Origin of the sequence: Chondromyces apiculatus DSM 436, assembly GCF_000601485.1 — a bacterium.
GTDB lineage: Bacteria > Myxococcota_A > Polyangia > Polyangiales > Polyangiaceae > Chondromyces > Chondromyces apiculatus.
In genome coordinates this window covers 69,247-85,251 of the sequence record NZ_ASRX01000016.1, presented here as the reverse complement: position 1 = coordinate 85,251, position 16,005 = coordinate 69,247, and the positions used below count along the sequence as shown (strand labels likewise).

9 protein-coding genes are annotated in these 16,005 nt (G+C 70.9%); 1 reads left to right on the top strand and 8 read right to left on the bottom strand.

The genetic code is table 11. The annotated features are described in order from the left end of the window. The first annotated feature begins 72 nt into the window (after positions 1 to 72). On the top strand, positions 73 to 2,463 hold the full coding sequence (locus tag CAP_RS52190) for a hypothetical protein (RefSeq protein WP_044240004.1): 2,391 nt from the start codon (positions 73 to 75) through the stop codon (positions 2,461 to 2,463). Positions 2,464 to 2,648: 185 nt separating this feature from the next. Here CAP_RS52190 and CAP_RS44325 read toward each other — a convergent pair whose 3' ends face one another. From CAP_RS44325 to CAP_RS44320, 8 genes are read right to left on the bottom strand one after another with little or no spacing between them, the layout of a single operon-like run. Beyond that, positions 2,649 to 3,695 (bottom strand): beta-ketoacyl synthase N-terminal-like domain-containing protein, encoded by a 1,047-nt coding sequence (locus tag CAP_RS44325; RefSeq protein ID WP_052374875.1) that lies wholly within the window; start codon positions 3,693 to 3,695, stop codon positions 2,649 to 2,651. A 3-nt stretch (positions 3,696 to 3,698) separates the two neighbouring features. After that, on the bottom strand, positions 3,699 to 5,165 hold the full coding sequence (locus CAP_RS12005; RefSeq protein WP_081864799.1) for a DUF2169 domain-containing protein: 1,467 nt from the start codon (positions 5,163 to 5,165) through the stop codon (positions 3,699 to 3,701). Between the two features lie 7 nt (positions 5,166 to 5,172). Then, positions 5,173 to 7,020, bottom strand: a complete 1,848-nt coding sequence (locus CAP_RS12000; protein ID WP_044240001.1) for a PAAR-like domain-containing protein — start codon at positions 7,018 to 7,020, stop codon at positions 5,173 to 5,175. 4 nt (positions 7,021 to 7,024) lie between these two features. Next, entirely contained in the window at positions 7,025 to 7,873 is an 849-nt protein-coding gene (locus CAP_RS11995) for a hypothetical protein (protein WP_044239999.1), read from the bottom strand. A gap of 2 nt (positions 7,874 to 7,875) precedes the next feature. Beyond that, on the bottom strand, positions 7,876 to 10,077 hold the full coding sequence (locus tag CAP_RS11990; RefSeq protein ID WP_044239998.1) for a type VI secretion system Vgr family protein: 2,202 nt from the start codon (positions 10,075 to 10,077) through the stop codon (positions 7,876 to 7,878). Between the two features lie 2 nt (positions 10,078 to 10,079). Next, positions 10,080 to 12,293: a type VI secretion system Vgr family protein gene (locus CAP_RS11985; protein ID WP_044239997.1), complete on the bottom strand. Its 2,214-nt coding sequence runs from the start codon at positions 12,291 to 12,293 to the stop codon at positions 10,080 to 10,082. Positions 12,294 to 12,300: 7 nt separating this feature from the next. Next, positions 12,301 to 14,577 carry a type VI secretion system Vgr family protein gene (locus tag CAP_RS11980; RefSeq protein WP_044239995.1) on the bottom strand — a complete coding sequence of 759 codons (2,277 nt, stop codon included), beginning with the start codon at positions 14,575 to 14,577 and terminating at the stop codon, positions 12,301 to 12,303. Beyond that, positions 14,574 to 15,662 carry a DUF2169 family type VI secretion system accessory protein gene (locus CAP_RS44320; RefSeq protein ID WP_052374873.1) on the bottom strand — a complete coding sequence of 363 codons (1,089 nt, stop codon included), beginning with the start codon at positions 15,660 to 15,662 and terminating at the stop codon, positions 14,574 to 14,576. The genes CAP_RS11980 and CAP_RS44320 overlap by 4 nt, the downstream gene beginning before the upstream one ends. Between the last annotated feature and the right edge of the window lie 343 nt (positions 15,663 to 16,005).

Sequence of the window (16,005 nt, the reverse complement as noted above, 5' to 3'; positions counted from 1 at the left end):
CACCCACTCCGGCACGGCACGGCATGGCATGGCTCCGGGCGCTGGGAGGGGCGCGAGGGATGGGATAGCCTCGTGGCAGGCGACGTGACCGAGACCGAGGACGCAAAGCTACGGGGCATCGCCAGCGCCGGGTGCGAGGTGCTGGAGCGCGTCGCGCTCGATCTCCCCGGGCTGCCCGCGCGGGTCGATCGGGCGTCGCTGGCGGCCGCGCTGTCGCCGGCGCTGGAGGCGCTCAGGCACCTGTCGCGCAGCAGCATCGACAGCGCGGGTCACCTGGACCTGCTGCGCGCGGCGGCGGAGGCGCTGGAGCAGGCGCAGGAGGCGCTCGTCGCGGCAGAGCCCAGCGATCATCCGGCGCGGCTCGCCGAGCGCGTGGGAGAGGTGCGCGCGGCGGTGGTCGCCACCCTGGACCCGACGCTGGCGCGCATCCTGGAGCGGCACCGCGAGATGCGCCAGGGCCGACCAGGCGCGGGCGAGGGCCCGGCTGCGGGGGTGTCGTCCGCGGCGCGGGCCGCAGGCGCGGGGGCTACGGGCGCGGGGGCTGCGGGCGCGGGGGCTGCGTGGGGCCCGGGATCGCCAGCGCTTCCGGTGCTCGCCTCGGGCGCGTTTCAGGTGAGCCTGGGCGTGCCACGGCTCTTCACCCTGGAGCGCGTGGCGCTGCCAGGGCTCCTGCCCGTGACGCGGACGGTGGCCGGGTCACGCAGGCAAGCGCGAGGCGGCGCGGGGGACGAGGGAGACGAGGGAGACGAGGGAGACGAGGGAGACGAGGGGGACGAGGGGGACGAGGGAGACGAGGGAGACGAGGGGGACGAGGACGGCAACGGCGACGCCGATGGCGCCGGCGACGATGCTCATGCTGGTGACGGTGAGGGCGGCGACGCTGGCGCGACGGGCGGCGCAGCACGCGGCGCAGCGGCAGGAGGCGGGGGCGAGGCGAGGCCCGGGAAGAGCCGCGGCGAGGAGGCGGAGAGCAACGATGCGTGGGAGCCCACCCTGGAGCAGGAGATCGACGCCACGTCGCGCGCCGAGGTGGAACTCCCGCGCGAGGAGGCCGAGCTGCACGGGCTGAGGCGGATCGCGCAGGACGTCATCGAGGAGATCGGGGTGCTCGGGCTGCTGGTCTCACCCGATGAGCTGCCCGTCTCGTGGGCGCCGCCGGTCGCCTGGGCGATCGGCGTGGAGGGGTTCGAGGGGCGCTTGCTCAAGGATCTGGATGCGCTGGTCGCGCTGGGGACGCCCTTCGGTCCGAAGGAGCAGGAGGCGCAGCTCGATGTGCTGCAGCTCTTGCTCGCGCAGACGGGAGACGCGATGGCGCCGGATCCGGCGCGGGAGTTCGCGCGCGCGTTCGTGCTCGGGTGCTTCGCGGGCGAGGACACGGCGCGGGAGGCCGTGCACTCGCTGCGGCGGTCTCACCCGGTGACCTACGAGGCACAGGCCGCGGCGCTGGCGCGGGCTCCACACCCGGGGCTCGCGCCGCGGCTCGCGGGGCTGTGCACCGAGGGGTCTCCCGGGCTCCTGCGCGTGGCGCTGGAGGTGCTGCGCCGCAGGCGGGAGGCGTCCCTGGACGTGGTGGCGCCGCTGCTGGCCCACCCCGCGCCAGCCGTCCGCGCGGCAGCGGCGCGGTGCCTCGCAGCCATCGTCCCCGCCGGGGGCCCGCTGCGGCTGCTCGAAGCGCACGCGGAGGTGGAAGAGGACGAGGCGGCGCTCGCCGCGACGGCGGAGAGCCTGGTGGTGCTGGGGTCTCCGGCGGGGCTGCGCGTGGCGCGGCAACTGCTCACGGAGTCGCTCACGGTGGCGGAGGGGTTCCCGGCGGCGACGCGCGCGGACCTGTTGCGGCTCCTCGGGGTGGCGGGGGAGCGGGCCGACAGGGAGCTGCTCCTGCGCGCGCTGGAGGGTTCGCTGGAGGGCGCGCCCGACGCAACGCCCGGGGCCGGGTACGCGGGAGCCCTGGGCGTGCACGCGGCGCGCGCGATCGGCTGGCACGGCGATGCGACGCTCGTGCCGGCGCTGCTCGCGGCACTCGACCAGTCCGCGCGCAGCGCCGTGGCGGCAGGCCAGGGGAGCGCCGTCGCGGGCGCCCTCCACCGCATCACGGGGCTGGGGCTCCCGCCGAAGGACGACCAGACCCGCTCCGTGTTCGCGGTGGAGCCGCCCGTCGATCCGGCCGTGTGGCGCCGGCTCTGGCAGCAGCACCAGGAGAAGTTCGCGGAGCCGCGGAGATACCGGTTCGGCGCCCCCTTCTCGCCGGCCGCGACCCTGGCCGAGGCGGAGGCGAGCGACGTGTCGACCGTGGCCCGTCGGAGCGTGCTGCTGGAACTCGCCGTCCTGTCACGCGGCGCCTCGCGGCTGGAGCCACACGACTGGGTGGCGCGCCAGCGCGCGGAACTCGGGGCGCTGGCGGAGCAGTTCCGGCAGGCGCCCGCCTACCCCGCGGGGCGCTGGGCAGGCGCCCGCGCTCCCTGAGTCCCACGGCAGGGGCTCGCGCCCCGCCCCCCGCCGAGCAAAGCTCGTCGGGGCCCCCCACTCCGCGATCCACCCGCGATCTCCAGAGCGTTCTGCCACTTCGGGCCTGACGCCCGTCGCCTCCGGTAGCGGCCAGCGTGCCCGGCCGTGTGGATGACGCGTCATCCACGCAGGGCCGCGGGCTCTCAGGTCCCCAGAAGGAACGCGCCACGCTCAGGTCCGTCGGAGGAGAGGGCGATGCAGGCGCTGCCCGCAGGCGCGGCGCCCGCGCTGAAGAGCGCGCAGGTGACCGCGCCGAGCACGCCTCCCGTGGCGGCACCCAGGTCGCCGAGTTCGCCCGCGAAGCGGTCATGCACGGCCCCCTCGGCGAGCGCCCCCCGCGCGGCCACCATCGCCCACTCGCGGCCCCGGTGGCGCTCGCCGTTCAGGTCCGTGAGCACCCAGGGGATCTTGCGCTCGGGGGTCGACGCGGCGAGCGCGGCGATGAGCCTGGTCATCGTCTGAGCGGTGTTGGGGGCGTCGTGGAGCACCGTCTCCTCGCGCCCCACCTCCACGCCGCGCACCACGGCCTGCGCGGTGGCGCGCCCCTGCGCAGTGGCGTCGCTCCTCCCCCGCGCTGGGTCCTGCCGCGCCAGCGCCAGGAATCCCGCCCCCTCGCCCGGAAGGAAGCCGTTCTCCGCGTCGAGCGCATGCAGGCGGCACTCGGCGTCGAGCCAGGCGAGGACCTCCGGGTGGTAGTAGCTGTCGACGCCTCCCACGATCACCAGGGTGGCGCCGCGGGTCAGCTCGTCGAGGGCGAGGGCGAGGGCGAGGGCCACGCCCGCGTGCCCGGCGCGGAGGGTCCGCGAGCGCGCGCCGTCCAGCCGGAAGCCAGCCTGCTCGGCGAGGACGCCCAGCATCGCGCCACCGAAGCGCGGGTCGTCGTCCGGGCGCCCCGCCTCCGGCACAGCGAGCACGAGCGGCACGGGGTGCAGGGCTGCGCCGTCAGGCACCACGCTGCGCAGGGCTGGGGCCGCCAGCGCGACCATGCGCTCGAAGCCGTGGAGGTCCTCCCGCATGCCGGGCGTCCTCGCGACCCCGATGAAGCGCTGGCGCTTGTCCGTGAAGCGGGTGGTGCGCGGCTCGCCCTTGCGCGCCCGGACGCACATCGCGACCTGCAGGGCAGACAGCCCGAGTGAGCACCGCGCGGAGGCGCCGGTGACGTAGGCGGGGACGAGCACCCTCTCGGCCATCGGTCAGCCCTCCTCTCCGCCCTGGTGCCTCGCGCGGAGGGTCCTCGCGCGCTGCGTGATCTCCGCGTCCAGCGCCGCGTCGGCCAGCGCCCGGCGCATCCACCGCCGGTCCATGCGCATCCACGCGGCGAGGGTCATCTGGCGCTCGGCCAGCGCCGCGGTGGGGTCGGCGGCGTCCTCGACGCTCACCTTGAGGGCGACGTAGGCCTCCAGGCTCTCCTTGCCCTCGTTCGGCCCTGCCAGGCCGTCCTGGGCCTCGACGAACAGCTCTCCGTACCGGGTCGCGGGCTCGGTGTCGCCCTTCACGGCGGCCTCGCTCATCGCGGTGAGCCAGCCCCGCTCTTCCAGGAGGAAGCCGTCCTCGTCGAAGCCGTGGGCGCGCAGGATCTCGTGGCGGGGCCCGCTGCCCTCGGCCAGCGCGGCCGAGATCAGGGCGTAGGTCGCGAGCGAGATGGAGGGCGCGACTGGCCGCTCCCACACCGCATACTTCGCGAACATCGACAGCTCGGGCGCGGGCGCGGCCTCGTCGTCGAAGTCCTGGAGTTCGATGGCCGCCTCGAAGACGCCGCGCTCCAGGTCCCGCTGCACTTCGTCGAGGGTGGGGGGCACGTCGTCCCGCGCGAGGCCGAGGGTCACCTGCACCACGCCGTCGAGGTCGAGGGAGGGGACCTGCATCAGCGCGCGGTACACCATCACCAGCAGCTCGCGGTCGGTGTCGACCCAGAGCGTGTCGCAGTCGAGCGCCAAGGGGATGCCGCGCTCCTCGGTGGTGTCGACCCACAGGACGGGCGCGACCGCGGGGAGCTTCAGCGAGAGGGTCTCCGCACGCTCCGAGAGGCCCGACAGCGAGAGCGTGGCCCCGCGCGGGATGTCTGCCTGCTGCTGGGAGGCGGGGGCGGTGTTGTAGGCCGTGAAGTCGAAGCCGAGGCCGTGCTCCTCGGGGAAGGGAGACGTCCGTGAGGGGCCCACCGGCTCGGCAGGAGAGGCGCCGTCGCGCGCGCGGAGGGCGGCGCGGACGAGGGGCACGCGCGCCGCGGGCATCCGGCTCTCCACCACGAAGGCGCGGGACACGGCGCCGAGCCCGAAGCCTGCGACGAGGCGCGTCGCGGGCCGGGACGCACAGGCGTGGCCGGTCACGAGCAGATCGCACATACGCTTCAGCGGGACGAAGTCGGAGGGGTAGGCGATCTCGTCCTCCTCGGCGCCGGGCAGCTCGCTCGGGACGTCGAGCGCGAGGCCGTCGGGCTCCGTGGAGAGGGTCATCTCGTCGTCGGGCGAGGCGCACGCCGCGTACGAGAAGGTCGCCTTGACCACGAAGGTCATCGCCGGCTCGGCGGCCATGGTGAGGCCGGTCCCGTCGACGACGACCTCGCGCGGCGGCAACATCCAGCGCAGCACGCCGACCTGCAGGAGCCCCGCGCCCTCGTGGCAGAGCGAGGCCGGCTGGGCGACGATCACACGTTGGGGCATGGCGCCGTCATGACTGGGTGAAGAGGTCGAACTTGGGCCCGACCCAGTTCACGCGGATGGATTCGAACTCCTTTTCCCACGTGTTCTCGAACCAGGTGTCCTCGAGGATCGTCAGGAAGAGGATGGTCTTCAGCTCGCCCTTGGGCTGGAGCTGCATGAGCACCTTGGGCTTGTCGCTGGCGGTGAACGCCGCCGAGAGTGAGGCGGGGAACCTGGCGCCGAAGCTCACGAGGTGAACCCCGGTACCGACCTCGATGAAGAGCGCGAGGGTCGGCTTGATGGCGATCTCGACGCCGGTGTTGGTCCAGAAGCCATACTCGTCGGCGCCCACGGAGACGCTGAGAGGCACCTGCAACGAACACGTGAACACCAGGTCGATCTTCACGCCGAGCGTGCGCAGGGCCGTGGCCGCGCCCTCACCGATGCCAGGCGCGATGATGTTCAGCAGCGACACCGAGAACTCGAGCTGAATGCCGATCAGCGTGGGCGTCGTGATCGTGATCTTCCAGGGCATCCCGCAGTGGGCGGGGGTGTACATCTTCCCCCAGAAGCCCATCTTCTCTTCGGCGCAGGGCTTGAAGCAGATCTCGAAGCCGACCTTCATCTCGGAGCAGAACTGGACCGTGATGTCCTTCTTCGCGAGCTCCGCGATCTTCTTGACCATCACCTCCACGCCGCGGAGCTTGTTGATGGCAGAGCGCGCTTGCGCCAGCGCCTTCTGCGCGCTCTTGCCCTTGCCATTGGTGGCGAGGTTCGTCTCGACCGAGTCGCTGAAGTTCACCTCGACCGCGACCTTCTGCTTCGGGAAGATGCGGATCTGGGCGTTGCGCGAGCCGGCGCAGGAGATGGCCTGCACGTTCACGTTCACCGGCATGGCCCAGTAGAGGAAGTAGGCGAACACCGCCTCCAGGCTGTTCAGCGCGCCCTGGACCTGGACCTTGCTGGAGGTCTCGACGGTGAGATTCTGGTTGCCCGGGCGGTTCCGGTGCAGGTCGGAGACCCGCTCTTGCGGCTTGGGCTCGCGGATGTTGTTCGTACCCTTGGTCAGGGTACGGTCGTCATTGCCGACCAGCAACGAGGTGAGCGCCGCGGTGACGGTGTACTCGTCCTTGCCCTCCAGCGGCTTGGCGTCGCAGGCGCCCTCGCCGGTGCGCTTGGCGAGCCACTTGGTGTGCGTGCTCCGCTTCCAGCAGGTGGGGTTGTCGGGCTGGGGCTTGGTGACGTCCTTGCGGACGGCCTTGAACTTGACCTCGGTGCCGCTGAGGATCTCGATGTAATACGGCGGGACACCAGACTGCTTGGCGCCCGGGTAGCCGAGGTTGCGCGACACCTTGGCGCCCGCGCCGGTCGAGAAGCCGTCGGCCGCCTCGCCCGTCGCCTCGTTCACGCCGGTCAGCTCGACGATGGTGCACTGACCCATCAGGAAGTCGACGTCGGCGTTGGGCATGCCCGCGAGGGCGCTGCCGTCCACGTAGCCCACGGTGTTGGCGTGGTTCTGGGTGGTGGTATCGTTGGTGCGGACCACGCCCGCGCCCTCGGCGAAGACGTCGGACGAGTAGCTGGTGGCCTTCGCCTCCTCGATGTGCGTGCCCGAGCTGACCCCGATCACGAAGGGCGCCTTCGACGGCTCGGACGCGGGGCCGACCTGGTGCGGCTGCGTCCAGATGGGCTGGTTGGCGATGAAGGTCCTGCTCGTCCCCGGGGTGAGCAGGCTCATTTTCACCTGGTTGGGGAAGGGCGCCTGCGCCCCGGTGCAGGGGTCGATGCCGACATCGGTCGCCCCGCTGGTCTTCGGGATGTGCGGCGTCCCCTTGGTGGCCACCACGCGTTTCTGGTTCGACGTCGTATCGCCCATGGATTCACCCGAAGACGCGCCAGCGCCCGTCGTGTTGCGTCAGGAGGAGGTTTGCCCGCAGAGAGAGGCCCGGCTCGGTCTCGCAGACGGCTTCGAGGACCGGGGCGTCGTCCCACCCGGAGACGTAGGCCACGCGCCCGCCCGCGCGAGGCTGGAAGTGCACCCGGGTGAGGTCGAGCGGCTTCACCAGGTAGCGCAAACCGAAGAACTTCTCCGAGGCCGCGCGCTGACGGTCGAGCGACGCGGAAGGTTCCCCCGGGAACGCTGCGGCGTAGGAGGCGTGCTTGAGCGCGAGGAGCGCCTGGAAGCGCGCGAGGTCGCGCTGGACGAGCGCGTCGTGCACCTCCCTCACGACCTCCACGAGCGCCGGCGTCCCCGTGCACGGGAACTCGGCCGGAGGCGCCCGCCAGTACACGGGCTCGGTCACCGGGAACGGCAGCTCGAACGTCACCTCGTGGTAGAGCGGCAGCGGCGGTCGCTCCCAGGTCTTCAGCCCGAGCGCGACGGGCAGATCCACGTTCACCACCGCGTCGATGGTGATCGGATCCGTGCTCGCATCCCGGACCTGGTAGACCTTCATCCCGGCGGGCATCACCTCCACCCGCTTCGGCGGCGGCGCCGATGTCTCGGAGGGTGGCGGCGGTGGAGGCGGCGGCGGGACGCCCTCGGGGAGCGTCAGGATCTCCAGCGTCAGCCGGTTCTCGCCCGGGACGAGCAGGTGGTTGGCGCCGCCCGTCATGGAGCGGGGGCCGCGGGTGTACACCTTGTGGACCGGCAAGTCGTTGAGCCAGGCCCGGCCGAAGACGCCTTCCTCGAAGTGCACCACGAAGAGATAAGGATCGCGCTGGCCCATCGTCAGATCTGCTGGGAGTGGCCGGCGCCCTGGTTGTTGTCGCCGCTGATCTTGAGGGTGACGGTCTTCTTGGTGTCCACGTGGATGACGCCGCTCTGGAGCACCACCGTGGTGTCCTTCACCTTGAGGGTGACGGATTTGGTGCCCTGGTGCGTCGCCGACGCCGAGAGCACCGACAGTTCCTCGGCGCCGGAGAGGGAGACCTGCTTCTGCGCGTCGGCGACGTAGGTGCCCGCCACCTTGGTGATCCGCTTCTTGCCGCCCTTGATCTTCAGCTCCTTCGTCGCCTTCTGGAAGAGGACCCCGCCGATGGTCTCGCTCCGCTTCTTCGTGGTGGTCTCGGCCTTGTTCTCGTCTGCCGCTTCCAGGGCCGAGCCGCCCACGACCCGCGTGCAGTTCTTGCCGACCTCGACGCCGTTGTTCTTGTCGCTCACCTCCAGCACCACGCCCCCCACCTGCTCGGCGAGATCCCTGGCGGTCGTCGAGCTGGAGTCGTCGACCAGGAACTGGTGCATGGCGCCGACGCTCTTGGTGCGGTCGCCCATGATCGAGCTGGTCTCGGCCTCCGCCGTCCGGCGGGTGCGGTTGCCGCCCGTGGACCAGGTCTGGTTGCCCAGGATCTGGGGGAGCATGTTCCTGCCCACCGACAGGGTGTGGTTCGAGCCGATGGAGATGCGCTCGTCGCGGCGGACGAGGGTGTTCTCGTTGAAGAGGATGTTCTCCGTCTTGTCGTTGGCGACCACGATGTTCTGGTCACGCTCGGCGTGGAACATCACGTATTCCTTGCCCGCCTGGTCATCCATCTGGATCTCGTTCGTGCCGTCGCGCGAGGGCGTCGAGAGCGACTTGAGCGAGGTGCAGAACTTCCGGACGGGCAAGGGCACGGGGAACTTGTCCTCGGCGTTGTAGACGCGGCCCAGCACCACCGGGCGGTCAGGGTCGCCCTCCATGAAGTGCATGAGCATCTCCCAGTCGCGGCGGGGGATGGCGCTCGACGAGCCGGTGTTGTCCTGGAGCACGGGGATCCAGTGCGAGCAGTCGTCGTCGGGGGGGAGGCGCCGGTCCCAGTGGAAGTGGATCTTGACCCGCCCGTAGGCGTCGGTGTGGATGTCGTCGTCACCGGCGGGGCCAGTGACGAAGCCGGTCATCGGGTTGAGGATGCGCGGCACGTACGTCACGCGCGGGGGCCGGTAGGTCACGTCGTCGTCGAGCGCGGTGAAGCCGATGGAGAACCCGTCCTCCGCGCGGCGGTAGGCGTGCTCCACCGAGAGGATCACGTACCCGCGGTCGTAGGCGGGGAGCGGCGCGTCGACGAGCTTGAACGAGAAGCCCGCGCCGAAGGCGGCGCAGGTGGCGCGCCCGGTGGCCGCCCTGGCGTTGGTGCCGAACGACTCGCTCCAGAGCTGCGCCTTGCGCGCCCCTTCGCCCGGCGTGAGGTACTCGCCCGGGTAGTCGTAGTACTCGGGGCCGGCGGCGGTGGGGCCCTCTGCGACCACGTCCATGTCGAGGCTCGGCGTCTCCGGGTTCCAGTCGCGGAGCGTCACCTTGCCCACGGTGAGCGAGGCGCGCTTGCCGATGGTGGTCACCGCGTCGACGTTGCGGTCCATGGCGTTGGCGGCGCGGTAGGGGACGCTCGGGCTGCCCGCGACGGGCTCGTACGCGGCGGGGCTGTCGCCGAGCACCATCACGTCGCCGGGGAGGAAGTAGTAGAAGATGCCCTCGTCTTCGAGGAGGCGGTGCACGAAGTCGAGGTCCGTCTCCCGGAACTGCACGCAGTACGGCCGGCTGGCGTAGGCGCCCGAGAGGCGAAGCTCGGGCTTGACCCCGATCTGCGACAGGGTGTCGGTCACGATCTCCGGGACGGTCATGTCGCGGAACACCCGCAGGTCCGAGCGGTAGTGCGCGAGCGACAGGCGCGGTTCGAGGACCATCTCCACCTCGTGCACGCCCCGGATGGAGGCGCCCACGGAGACGTCGGTGAGGATGCCGGCCACGCGCCGCACCTCCAGGCCGTCGCGCACGAGCACCAGGGTCGCGTCGGTCTTCACCAGGGCGTCGGGATCGATGGTGTCGAGCCTCTCCACCGCGAACCTGGCCTCGAAGCGGAAGGTGTCCGACACCTTCTCGGCGCCGCTGAGCTCCCGGACCTCGTGCTGCTCGCCGGCGGTCTCCAGGAAGTACCTGAGGGGATCGGCAGGGGCCATGATCAGTTGTGCTCCACTTTGAGGGTGTCGACCGTGAGCTGAGCGCCGGAGAGGTCGAACGAGGGCGCGCTGATCTCGACGCTCTCCGGCAGGATGGTGATGACGCTACCGCCGCACCTGACCTCGATCTTGTCGACCGCCTCGACGTACACCTCGGGCGCCGTGGCGTTCAGCGCGCCGCCGATCTCCCAGGCGGCCGTCTGGTGGGCGCCGTCGATGAAGGCGCCCCCGGCCTTGAGGAACATCCCCCCGCTCACCGTCTCGCTGAGCTGATTGCCGGCGTCGGCGGGCATGTCCAGGCCAGAGATCTCGATCTTCGAGCCCCCCACGACCTGCGTCGCGTTCTTGCCGGTGTCCTCGGAGATGGAGAGCTTCGCGGTCTTCACGTCGGAGCCGCCGACGACGACCGTGGTGTGAATCCCCGAGACCGTCGCGATCCCCCCGGTCGTGAGCTCGATCACGGCCGCCCCCACCTTGAGGTTGCGCTTCTTGGTGACCGAGATGGTGTGCTGGAAGCCGGTCTTCACCTTGCGCGTCCCCCCGACCTTGACCGTCTCGTTCTGCTTCACGGTCTTCAGACGGTCCTTGCCGATGCTGATGTCCTCGTTGCTGCCGATGGACACGCGCTGGTTGACGAGGATGTTCTCGCTCCAGTCGGAGCCGACGGTGAGATCGTGGTTCACCCCCACGGTGCGCGTCGAGTCGCGCTGCACCGACTCGCTCTTCACCTGCTGCGCGAGGACGTTCATGTCCTTCGAGGCGTTCAGGAACATCTCCTCGGCGCCCTTGCGGTCCTCGAAGTAGATCTCGTTGAACGTGCCGTCGGCGGGCGAGGTGGCCGTCTTGAAGACGACCCGGGTCTTGTGCTCGGGGAGCGGATACGTGGGCGGATGCTCGGCGTCGTGGATGCGGGAGAGCACGCTGGGGGCGTCGATCTCGCCCTCCTCGTTGAACGTCATCACGTTCCAGCCGACGCGCGGCAGGAGCATGGACTCCTCGGTCCCGCGCTGCGCGACGCGCATCCACTTGCCAGCCTTGTCGTCCCACTGGCCGTCGCGGTCCCACTTGAGCTGGATGCGCACCCGGCCCGTGGCGTCCGGCATGATCTCGTCCCCGGAGGCGCCGACCACCGTGCCGGTCTGGAGGCCCGCCTGCCGGGCAGGGGGCATCTCGGCGGGGGGCCGGAAGGGGACGCTGCTCGCGATGCCCTCGAACGCACACCGGTACGGCCGCCCCTCCGTCGCCGTGCCGCGCCGCGCCTGGTTCGCCTCGTACGTGGCGCGGGTGAGGAAGAAGCGGTCGTTCCCGTCGAGGGGAGAACCCACCACCCGGACGACCATGCCGGGCACGAGGCGCACGCTGGTCGACAGCCCCGTGATCCCGGCCGACGCGGCGACCGCCGCCTCCTTCATGATCTTCGCCTGGCGCGCCGAGGCGTCGGGGGAGTCCGGGCCGCCGCCCGGCGCGTCGTACACCTCGAAGCTGCCGTCCCCGGCGCCGCCGGAGATCTTGAGCGCTGGCTTCTGGTGGTTGAACGAGGCGATGGTGAACCTGGTCGGCGCCGCCGCGGACCGCGCGCCGATCTCCTCGACGATCTCCTGCTCCGCGGTCATCCCCGACTCGAAGGCGAAGACCACGTCCGCCCCGCCCGAGAGATCGGGCGCGATCGTGGACTGGTCGGCGAAGACCAACGTGGTCGCGCCCCCGTCGTGATCGAACCAGAAGTAGATGCCCTCCTCGGCGAGCATGCGGACCGCGAAGGTCCAATCGTCCTCGCGGTACTGGGCGCAGTACTCGTGCTTCGCGTACAGCGAGATCACCTCCCAGCGGGTCTTCTGCGCCGAGCGCCCCAGGATGTCGGTGACGATCTCCACGACCGTCTTGTCCTGGAAGACCCGGCTCTGCCGCCCCAGGCTGAGGGCGTAGGCGTGGGGCCTCACGGTGATCGCCATCTCCGCGGTCCCCTCGTCGGAGATGCGCTCCTCGGCCTCCGTGACGAGGCCGTTCACGTGCCGCTCCTTGCCGAAGCTGTCGTAGAGGACGATCCGCGCCTCCGCGGCGATCATCGCCTCGGGGCTCGCCTGCCCCACGTCGAGCCGGCACACGAGGTCGAACCTGAAGAGGCGGGACACCGACTCCTCGCCGGACATCGTGGCCACCTCGAAGGGCTGGCCCGCCACGTACAGAGCGACATGTTCCTGGGTGTTGTCGGCCATGGCTCCCTCACTTCGTGATGTTGTCGGGCCCGCCGGTGGTCACCAGCTTGTCGCCCGGCTGGAGCAGGACGATCCCCTTGAACGTCGTCTTGTCCGGCGTGAGCGTGACCTCGGTCCCGGGCCCCTTGAAGGACAGGGATTCCCGCGCTTCGAGGAGGACCACCTTGCCGCGGTACTCCACCCGCTCCGCCGAGGTGAGGGTGGCCGTGCTCGCCACGTTCACCTCCGTCTTCTCCGCCCCGACCCCCATGTCCTCGCCGCTCTCGCGCAGCACCGCGCCGCCGACGACCAGCTTCTTCTCGTCGCTCACGACCTGGGAGATGCTGCCGTTCTTGGTCGTGGTCAGCTTGGCCCCCCCGACCACCTCGGTGTAGTTCTCCTGCACCTGCGTCTGCACGTTCTCCTTCGAGACGGCCACGAACGCGCCGCCCACGAGGCGCTGGATGTCCTTCTCGGTCTTCCGGTTGATCGAGCCCGTGCTGGTCAGGCCCGCCTGCGTCATGCGGACGCTGCCCACCGTCTCCTGATCGCTGCCGAACACCGAGGACCCGGCCGTCGCGCCCACCTCGATGGTCTCGTTGCCTCCCACGGAGATCGACCGGTCCCCCTTCACCTCCAGCCGGTAATCGTTGCCAGCCGAGGTGGTGCTGTTCGCGCCGATGGACACGGTCTGGTCGTTCTCGATGGAGCGGTTCATGTGCACGGAGACGAAGTGCGTCTCGTTGTTGCCGATGCGCTCGGTCTTGTCGTGCTTGACCACGCCCACGAGGTCGCGCTCCGCCCTGACGTAGAAGTGCTGAGAGCCCGCGTTGTCTTCGAGCCGCAGCTCGTTGAACCCGCCGCTCTTCGGCGAGGTGGGCGTCTTGATGGTCATCACCGTCTTCTGGGCCGGCTGGGCGTAGGTCGGGACCATCACCCCGTTGATGTTGCGGGCGACGCCCACCGGCCGGTCAGGATCGCCGTCGATGTAGGCGAGGCTCATCTCCCAGCCGACGCGGGCGAGGACCATGGAAGTCGCGCACTCCTGCAGCGGCCTCACCCAGCGCGAGTCCTCGTCGGTCCCCTTCGCCTCCCGATCCCAGTGGGTCTGCGCGCGGAAGCGCCCGTACTTGTCGGTGTGGATCTCGGCGCCGGACGGGCCCCGGACCATGGCGGTGTGCGTGCCCTCGATGACCGGCCTCGGCGTCTCCCAGGCCGGCCGGAAGGGGGCGTCCCCCGGGATGGCGACGAAGCGGTTCTCGTACACCTTGCCCGTGGGCAGGGTGAGCGCCCTCGGGTACACCGCGTTGTGGGCGACGTGCTCGACGTCGATGAGCAGGTGCTCCCCGCCGAACCCGGCGCCCCCGTCGTCGCCGAACGAGAGCTTCCGCAGGGGCGCGAACGCGGGCACGGTGCTCAGCCCCTCGCTGGTGCGCGAGGGGACGCGCTGCGCTTCCAGCCGGATCTGCGCGAGGTACTCGCCGTCCTTCGGGTTCCGGAAGCCGGTCGGGTAGTCGTAGGTCTCCAGCTCCGTGTCGAGGTCGGCGGCCTTCGAGGTGAGCAGGTTGAGCCGCGGCTTCTTCCAGTTGAAGTCGTTGACCGACGCCTTGCCCGAGGCGACCCGCGCGCGCCTCCTCCAGGAGTAGACGCCGATCTCGTCCCGTTCGAGGGCGCCCGCCGCGTCGATCAGCTCGTAGTGCGAGGCCCCTTCGACGCTGTCCGCAGACCCGGACGCGTCCCCCAGCTCCAGGACGTCCTCGCCCGTGAACGTGTAGTAGATGCCCTCGAACTCGAGGAGCCGGAGCACGAACGCCAGGTTGGACTCGCGGTACTGCACGCAGTACTTGCGCACCGGGGGCGTGCGGGTGGTCTTCCAGGTGAAGGGCACCTGCCCCTCGGAGAGCACCTTGGACACGATGTCCGTCGCGCTCATGTTGCGGAACTTGCGGGTGTTCCTGGTGTTTCGCAGGAACCAGAGGCGCGGGTAGAGGTCGAGCTTGTAGTGCATCGCGCCGTCGTCGATGCCTGCGAAGCGCGCCTGGCCGAGGCGCACCGCCCACGTCCGGGCGGGCACCCCGTCGAAGAGGATGCTGAGCGTCGCGTCGCCGCCGATGGCGCCCGCGAAGTCGAGGGCGTCGTGGCTGGCCAGCTCCGCCTCCACGTGGGTGAGCTTCGAGATGCCCTCCACGACCCGCACCGCGACGACCCGCAGCGCCTCCGCGGCCGGCACGTTCAGCCCCGAGCCAGGTGCTCCGGCTGCCCCTCCCCCCAGCTCCAGCGCGATGTCGACCTTGCGTCTGCTCATGATGCCTCCGCCGTGGACCCTTCCCCGAACACGCTCGCCGCGAGCTGCGCCACGATGTGGTGCGGGAGGGGCTCCGATCCGAAGATGACGACCTTCTCCAGGTGCTCCGTCTTGCGCGGCAATGCCACGCGCACACGCCACACCAGCTCCACCGTGCGCGCGTCGGCGTCGATGCAGAAGGTGTCGAGGTGCGTCGGGTGCTCGAACGATCTGCCACGGACCGTGGAGTGAAACATCGGCGCATACCGGGGCAGCCGGAACCGCCATGCACCCTCCGGCGTCGCGCCGAGGACCTCGACCGCCTCGTCACCCACGAGGGGCGTCTCCAGCCACTGGTCGTCGGGGGCGCACGAGTTGTGGCGCGGGTCGAAATCGAGGGGCCGGAGCGGCGCCCGCTCCCGGCGCCAGGCCTCGTCGTGGGTACCGGCCCGCTCCGAACGGGGCGCCCAGTGCTGCGGGATCGGGCCGAACCCCGCGGGCGCCGGGGCGCGCGACGAGAGCGGCAGCCGGGGGTCCTCGATGACCGGCGCCGGCCTGCCCACGAGCCCGGCGCGGCGCTCGTGAAAGCCGGTCCCCGACAGGTTGCGGTAATCGCTGACCGGCACCTCCGGGTCCGTCGCGTCCACGCCCCCGAAGGCCAGCTCGTACACGAGCGGCGTCGGCCCCATCTTGCCCGACGGCCCCGGGGTGAGCCCCACCATCGCTTGCTGCCACACCCGCGGCCCGTGCACCGTCAGCACCTTGTGCAGCGAGGTCCGCCCGGTCTCGACCCGCAGGCTCACGCTCTGCTTGGTAGCGTCGGGGCGCGAAGGGTAGGCGGTGCCGAGGAGCAGCACGTCGGTGCCGGGCTTCTCGTCGACCGCATCGCTCGCGTGCCGGAGACTCGCGTAGCGCGCGTCGGATCGGGGCACGTCGAAGATCCGCACCGGCGCGATGGGCCTCGCGATCGTGGCGGCCCCGTTCGGTCCGACGCGCCAGGTCATCTTCGCGATCACCACCAGGACCTCCCGGCCGGTGCGGTCATCCATCGGAACGCAGCGCACGTCCATCGGCGTGCGGTTCTGACAGAGGCGGGAGAGATCCATGGGCTCCTGAGGTGAAGTCGCGCGACAGGCGCCTGGGAGGAACCGGCCCCGGGATACTACACGCGAGCGCCACCGCGTCCGGGGTCATCAGCACGTTTTTTCATGCCCTCAGGACGTCATCCACGCAGGGTTCGTGATGATCCCGGCGCTCTCACGCAGGCACGCGCGCGGCACTCGGCGCAGGGTGCCGATTTACACGCTGCGCCGGGTGCCTCGCCATGCGATCTTTCCGCTTCGAGCACAGCGTGGCGCCCACCAGGCGAAGGCGCGCTCGGCGGAGCTTCATGCTCAATCTGACGATCAATGGCGGCCCCCGCATGCGTGACGCAGTCCGGGAGGTGCA